The organism is Neoaquamicrobium microcysteis (assembly GCF_008180155.1).
GTDB classification, from domain to species: Bacteria; Pseudomonadota; Alphaproteobacteria; order Rhizobiales; family Rhizobiaceae; genus Aerobium; species Aerobium microcysteis.
On sequence record NZ_VSZS01000045.1, the window covers coordinates 23,244 to 30,514 of the forward strand.

Genomic DNA, 7,271 nt, shown 5'->3' on the forward strand with positions numbered 1-7,271 from the left:
CGCGATGACGATGCGCTGGAATGTCGCTCGATCAGCACAAATGCTCTTTCACGACGGCGATTGTACGGCGTGCTTCTTCGACACAGTCCGAAACCTCAGAGCGATCGGCAACGAAACGCATCTTATCCTGGTCATAGAGCGACAACTTCGCTCCAAACGTCGATCGATTGAAATCCCGCAATGGAATATGCGCGTCTTTGATGGAAGGCACAAAATTCCTGATCAGACGATCCGTCTTCGAGCCGTTGGTACCGACTGAAATGACAGGAGTCCCCGCCTTCACGGCAAATATCAAGCCATGGAAGCGCGATGTGACACAAAGATCCATGTGATAATAATATTTCTGCGCCGTCAGGGCATCGTCATAAGATATTTTGACAATCTCGCCGCCGAATTTCTTTTTCAGGTCGCGATAAAGATTAATATCATCAAGACTCTGGCATATATAGGTAACGTGAAAATGCCTTGATAAATCCTCGACAGCGTCGAAGACACCTTGCTGGTATTCCTGCATATGGCGGCTTGCCAGCAGGTTTCGAGAATCGAGCAATGCGATACCGACGACCGGTTTGCCATCGGACTTGAACGGAGAACCTTCCTTCTCAGGTGCTGGCAACGAAAAAACGATGTCCTGAGTGAGAATTACCGGCGACGAAACGCCTATCTCCTCCAAAACCGATTTGTCCTTTGGATCACGCACGACGGTAAAAGTACTGTAGTTCAGTGCCGTCTGGAACAGGTGGGTCCCCACAGGCGTGCGGATCCCCTGCGTGCCAATACCGATCGAACACTGGTCAACCCCAGCTTCCTTTGCAAAGAAAATGTAATTTGTATAGTTGATCGCATTATCGATACGGCCATCATAGAACAGGCCGCCGCCACCCAAGACCATCAGATCCGTTTCTTCGATTAACTCCCTTGCGACTGCAGGCGCTTCGACTCTGATGTCGGCTTCAGGAAAAGCGCTGCGCATGATATTTTCTGCAGCATGGGTGATGGCGTCGTCACCAACATTCCCGAAATTATTGGCGGAAATAATCAGAATCTTCTGATACTTCTTCGATTGCGAACTAGAAGCCCTACGCCTTTCCCGCGCTTCGCGATGCTGTGAGATATTCTCCTTGCGCTTGCTCAGCCATTTTTCCAGATCGGCTCGATGTTCGGGCGCACCCTTGTCGTCTGAAGATTTTGAGAAAACGCTGAAGACAGGATTGCCGTAGCTGTAGTGGTGGGTCTTCAGCAGTCTCTCCACGAAGGAAATCGAGAGATCGTCCAAGCGCCCTTTGTGAACGACGACACACGCGATGTCCTCAGGGTCTGTACTGAAGGTGAACCCATAGGGCACCGAATTCTCGATATCTGACAACACTTCGTGCGGAACAATCATCCGTGCATGAATGCCGCTCACGCGTTTGGCGTGCTCGAGCGCATCACTCCAGTATTGGTCGAAGTACCGCATTTTCAGTTCATTCTTCAGTTTTCTCAGAAAGCCCGTGCTGTCGGCAAATCTCGACAAGGCGATCCGCAGTTTTTTTCCAGGTAAATTCTTGAGCACGGCTGGCTGCTTTCTTCGCTAGTTCGTCCCGCAGTTTGGGGTTGTGCGCGAGTTGGATAATAGCGTCCGCCCAGGCCGTCGGATCATCATGCGGCACAAACAGGCATTCGTCAGAGAAGAGTTCGTCCATCGCCGGACGCCTACTACATATAGATGGCGTCCCCAGTAGCGCAGCTTCGAATGGTGGGAGACCAAACCCTTCGTATAGGCTCGGAAAAAGAAGGCCCTCCGCGCGTTTCAATACCTCAAAAACAGTTCCATCCTGAACGCGGCTGAGCAGGTGAATCCGCGCCTTGGCAGGATGATGGGTTACAAGATTCTGATACGCTTCCCCGTCTCCAATCACTACGAGATGCAAATCGGCAAGCCGCTCGTCCTCGAAAGCCTGAAAAGCTATCTGAAAATTCTTGTGATAGTCAGCAGAGCCGAGGATGCAGAAGAATTTTTCTCGCGGCAGCGCAACATTATCCTCCAGGGCAGACTTTCCTACTACTACACCATTATAATTGACCACGATTTTGGAACGCTCGATTTCCAACTTGTCAGAAATGCTGTCTGCGCTCGAATTGGAAATAGTAATTATCTTGTCGGCTGCATGAGCTAAACTGGTGAATTTCCCATGCCATTCATCGACGACCCCGGCCGGGAATGCTTCCGGATATATCAGCGGTATGACATCGTGGATCATCACTAGATTGGGACGAGGAACAACGCTGGGAACCCAGTGAACCGACGGAAAGAGATAGACGACCCGTCTGTTCGCGATTGGCTCCGGAACCCTTGGCGCCAGGAGATCCAGTTCCGACGCCAGTGAATTCGCAACCCGACCGATACCACGTTTGTCGATGCATGGGTTCTTGTCGAAAGCTAGTACAAAATCACCGAAGTCGTAGTACGCGAAGCCGCCACCAAGTTCTATCTTGTTCTTTTTATTATGATATTTGATGTAGGCACTCTTCAGGGGCCTGTGAAGCGGAGTGTTCTTGACTAGGCTCACTAGGGAGCTTCGCCCGGCGTTGAGAGCGAGCTTCACCCCCCGGACTGGGCGGGTTAACCGCCATGACGTCGATTGGTAGATATCTTCCAGGCGGCTGTAGATACACCGCAGTTCCTCCCCGGCCTGCCGTACATCATGCTCCTTTTCGCCAAGTTGCATCTGCATCTCACCGATTGAACGGTTAGCGATGTGCAAATCAGCCATAAGCCTAGAAACGTAATTTTCCCTCTCGGCCAACCGTCCCTGCATCTCACCAATTGAACGGTTGATGGTCTGCAATTCAGTCATCAGCCTAGAAACGTGATGCTCCCTTTCGTCTAACCGGCCCTGTATCTCAACTATCGCGCTGTTAGCGGCAGTCAGTTCAGCGGTAGTCTGCAGGAGCCTGCCCTCTCGCTCTTCCTCGCGCACTTGCATATCTGAGATCGAGCTGCGCGCAGCGGCTAGTTCCTGCAGCTTATCCTCGAGGTCCCGCTCGCGCTCATCGAGCATCTCGCGGGAAACCTTCAGATCGATCGAAATGTAGGCATCAAGCGGGTTGGCTGGCGCACTGAGCTTCTCGATGATCTCAGAATGCTCGCCAGAGACGTAGTAGCGGTTTAAGCCGTCGAACAGGACAAATACGTATTCGGCGTCCAGCAAGACCTTCTCAAGCCCATGATGTGTTTGCTGGCTAGATAATGGAGCCGTGCTTTCGCACACGACTACCCAAGGGCGATTCTTGGACCAGTCGTTTGAACCGATAATCTTCTCTTCAAAGCCTTCCGCGTCCACTTTGAGAAAATGAACAGGTTGGTCGTGTGGTATATACTTCTCCCACAGTTCGGCGAGCGTAATTGTCTCGGTTCTGATCTCTTGTGTCTGCCATCCGCTGGCCCGGTGCCTATCCGCGATAGTCGGGTCGAACGTAGACAGACCGGTCTCGGCGATCACCGAAAACGGCAATGTTTCATGATGATCGCTGATCCCAAGACAAAGCGAAATGTCTCTGGGACGATCTGCGGCAAGGGCGGTGTGGAAAGAGGGATTTGGATCGACGTTGATCCCCCTCCATCCGCGCAACGAAAAAGCCTTCGTCACCGAATGCTGTTGCGGCCACCCTGCCCCGATATCGACATAGAAGCCATCGGAAACGTGACCCAGCGCCCGCCAGAGCACCACATCCTCACCATTCTGGCTATACGAGACGAATGGATCACTCATGCCCGGCGATCTTTCCCAGTCAATGGAAAACTCAAAGCGCTACTCTCATCTAGACGGAGAACCAAGGACTAGGGATTATGTCCCACCTCGATCCAGTCACGACCGTAATTCGGCTAATGCCGCACACATCTCAGGCGCCCTGAACTATTGAGCCCTGCCGTAGATGTCCTCGAAGCGAACGATATCATCCTCCCCAAGATACTCGCCGCTCTGCACTTCGATGAGCACAAGCGGCAATATTCCTGGGTTTTCCAGACGATGTCGATGCCCGCAGGGAATATAGGTCGACTGGTTGGTAGATAACAGAATTTCCCGATCGCCATTCACCACTTGCGCGGTACCGGAAACCACCACCCAATGTTCCGAACGATGGTGATGGGCCTGCAGGCTCAGCCTCTGGCCAGGCTTGACCTCGATACGTTTAATCTTGAATCGCTCGCCTTCCTCCAGGACGGTATAGGTGCCCCAGGGTCGATGAGAAGTACGGTGAAGGGTTGCCGACTCGTGCCCGCGGCTCTTGAGTCGATTGTAGATGGTCTTGACGTCTTGCGCCTTATCCCGGTGTGCGACAAGCAGGGCATCCGGCGTATCGACCACTAGTAGGTCCTCGACCCCGACAAGGCTGACAAGTCGATCTTCCGAGTGCACGAAACAGCCCGACGCGTCTTCGATTATGGTTTCCCCCACCAGGCGGTTACCATGTTCATCGGCATCGAGCAGCATCGACATCGCGTTCCATGAACCAATATCCGACCAGCCGCACGACACCGGCACACAGGCGATATTGCTTGCTTTCTCCATGACGGCATAGTCGATAGATATCGCAGGCGCTTTCGCGAATTGTTCGCGTCCGACTTCAAACGTCAGTGTCTCGCCTACGGCACCCTGACGTGCGGCGCCCAGCGCGCCCCGCGCAACTTCCAGCACATCGGGACAATGCGTCTCCAGCGCTTTCATCATGGTCTTCGTCGAAGCGCAGAACATACCTGAATTCCAGTAGTGCCTGCCGCTGGCGAGGTACGTTACGGCCGTTTCGACATCCGGCTTCTCCACAAAACGCAGAACGTCCTCACCATCGGTTTCGATATAACCGAATGCGGTTTCTGCACGTTCCGGCACTATGCCGAATGTAACGATCTTGCCTTGACCAGCGAGAGTCACCGCCCGCTCGACAGCCCGCGCAAACGCCGCTTCATCAGCAATCAAGTGATCTGCCGGCAAAAACAACAAGGTGGCGTCCTCGCCGAAGGCTTCTGTAGCTTGAAGCGTCGCAAGTGCCATTGCAGCGGCGGTATCGCGCCCCATAGGCTCCAGAAGAAACGTATTCGCTCGATGCGGCGCGCCCGTGTCCGCATACGCATCGACGGTCAGAAAAAGAAAGTCGCGTCCAGTAACGGTGAGAATATGGGAAACGCCATCAAGCGCGGCGACGCGTCTGTAGGTTTTCCCAATGAGTGTTTCGCCATCAGGAAGTTCAATGAACGGCTTGGGAAACGCCTCGCGCGAAAGTGGCCACAAGCGTGAGCCGGCGCCGCCGCTCATGATAACCGGAACAAGCGTCATGCTATTAAATCACCTTACGTTTTCCAGAGCAAAGGCCAGACCGCGCGATAGCAGCTCAGCTGCGCGGTCATCGTCGTGGGCTTCCACATAACACCTCAGTTCCGGTGCGTTGCCCGAAGCTCTGTAATGGACCACCTCACCCGAGGTGATGAAAATTTTCACACCATCGGTGGCATCAGAATGCGAACAATCTCCTAGTGAAGAGAATGCCACTGCGATACCTGAGTTCCTGTCTTGCAATTGGGTCAAAAAGGCGGCGCTTGCTTCCGGCGCGACCTGCATGAGTCTATCGCTCTTCGCTGCTCGGAAGCCGAACTGCGATGCGATGTAAGACAAGGGCTTTGCCTGTGCGCCTATAGAATCCAGGCAGGCTAAAACAGGCAGAAAGGCATCGCGAGTTGCCAATGGCGCGAGGGTATTGCCATCTCGTTGTACAGAACTTCCGAGCAGCACCCCCCCGTTGGCTTCGAAGCCTACGACGCGAGCAGCCCCCGCAACCCGCGCGTCTTCCATGCCCGCGATGACGAATGGCGATCCGACTTTCGTTCGCACCACCTTTTCGAAGCGACCGCACGTTTCCAGAGCTGAGTTGGCAGTTACCGGCGTGACGATGCAATCCGCCTTCAGCCAGTCAGCGGTAATGGCGCCGACAAGATCGCCTCGTATAAAGCGACCCTTCTCATCAGCAATCAGCGGCCGATCGGCATCTCCGTCGGTAGAGACGATTGCATCGAGCTTGTTCTCAACGGCCCATTGCCGAAGAAGCTCGACGTCTTCGTCACGCAATGCTTCGGTATCCACGGGGATAAAGCGATCGGAACGGCCGAGAGGGAGCACTTCCGCTCCAAGCTCTTGCAGCACTTCGACCAAAATATCCCTTGCAACCGAAGAGTGCTGGTAAATGCCAACCGTGAGCCCGCGGAGCGTCTTCCCCCCCAGAAAGTCGAGATAACGCGCGCGATAACGCTCGATGGCCGATACATCGGTTTGCCCCATCCCGCTTCGACGAATGGGAAGGTCCGACGAAAGCTCAGCATACGCAAAGGAAATTGCAGCCTCGTCAGCTTTGTCGATTTCGCCATCGGGGCGAAAAAATTTCAGCCCGTTTCTATCGTCGGGTATGTGACTTCCAGTAACCATCACGGCGGGAGCGCCTTGCATAGACGCGTAGTGGGTCAAAGCTGGTGTAGGCAGGGTTCCGCAATCGACTGCCACATAGCCCGCATCTTCTATTGCAGCAGCAGAAAGTGCTCTGATGCCAGCACTCGACCCACGCAGATCCCTCCCGATGAAAACCTTGTCGGTGTGATCAAAACATCCTCGTGCCCGCATCACCTCGATGAAAGCCCGGACGTACCGATAGGCCGGGGCGCCATCCAATTCATCGGCGAGCCCCCGCAGCCCGCTGGTGCCAAACTTCAATGATGATTGCACTGTGATCTCAATTGACCGTCAAACATGAAACAACTGAACGGCGGTGTTTAGAGCAACTGGTCGCCTTAGCCAAGCCATTCGGGATCACGCGATATGAATACGCGCAACGGCCTGTCGGCGTTCTTGCCATCGACTGTGCCCAGTCGGTAAGTTGCCGCTACCGTCCAGCGTCGGGCGCAGCGCTCTACGGCGCCCTTCTCTCCAAATCCGTCCCTTGATCGGATTTCAATCCAAGCCTGTCTGGGCACCACCGATTGTCTCCTCCAACCCGGTAAAAAAAGCCCCGCGACGTGAGCTGCGGGGCTTCTGTTGGGTTATTTGGGTGGCCCGCTATCTGAGGTGTGCCTCTTGGCGTGCCTGGCAGGTTCCGGCGACTTCGGTGCAGATTGGCGTGGTTGTGGTTGCGATGGTTTCGCCGTTGCTGGTGAAGTTGACGATCAGGCCGGCGGGCGCCGCGTCGAGCGGAACGTCCGTTTGCTTGTGGCTGACGAAGGCGGCGAAGGTGACGAGTTCGCCGGT

5 protein-coding genes are annotated in these 7,271 nt (G+C 54.5%); all 5 read right to left on the reverse strand.

Annotated features, from left to right (window positions below):
- Positions 1 to 31: 31 nt before the first annotated feature.
- Positions 32 to 1,555, reverse strand: coding sequence for a polysaccharide pyruvyl transferase family protein (locus FY036_RS00860; protein ID WP_148912833.1), 1,524 nt, complete (start codon positions 1,553 to 1,555; stop codon positions 32 to 34).
- Positions 1,467 to 3,755 (reverse strand): FkbM family methyltransferase, encoded by a 2,289-nt coding sequence (locus tag FY036_RS00865; RefSeq protein ID WP_148912834.1) that lies wholly within the window; start codon positions 3,753 to 3,755, stop codon positions 1,467 to 1,469. Before FY036_RS00865 ends, FY036_RS00860 begins: the two co-directional genes overlap by 89 nt.
- A gap of 144 nt (positions 3,756 to 3,899) precedes the next feature.
- A complete protein-coding gene (locus FY036_RS00870) occupies positions 3,900 to 5,318 on the reverse strand; it encodes a mannose-1-phosphate guanylyltransferase/mannose-6-phosphate isomerase (RefSeq protein WP_148912835.1) in 1,419 nt (472 codons plus the stop codon).
- A 9-nt stretch (positions 5,319 to 5,327) separates the two neighbouring features.
- Positions 5,328 to 6,752, reverse strand: coding sequence for a phosphomannomutase (locus FY036_RS00875; RefSeq protein WP_148912836.1), 1,425 nt, complete (start codon positions 6,750 to 6,752; stop codon positions 5,328 to 5,330).
- 330 nt (positions 6,753 to 7,082) lie between these two features.
- Positions 7,083 to 7,271 (reverse strand): hypothetical protein (locus FY036_RS23695; RefSeq protein ID WP_161601066.1); only part of this gene is annotated, 189 nt, incomplete at its 5' end.

What these genes read in the sequence shown, in the direction of transcription:
- FY036_RS00865 (WP_148912834.1), bottom strand. Translation starts at nt 3,755, where the DNA reads ATGAGTGATCCATTCGTCTCGTATAGCCAGAATGGTGAGGATGTGGTG.
- FY036_RS00870 (WP_148912835.1), bottom strand. Translation starts at nt 5,318, where the DNA reads ATGACGCTTGTTCCGGTTATCATGAGCGGCGGCGCCGGCTCACGCTTG.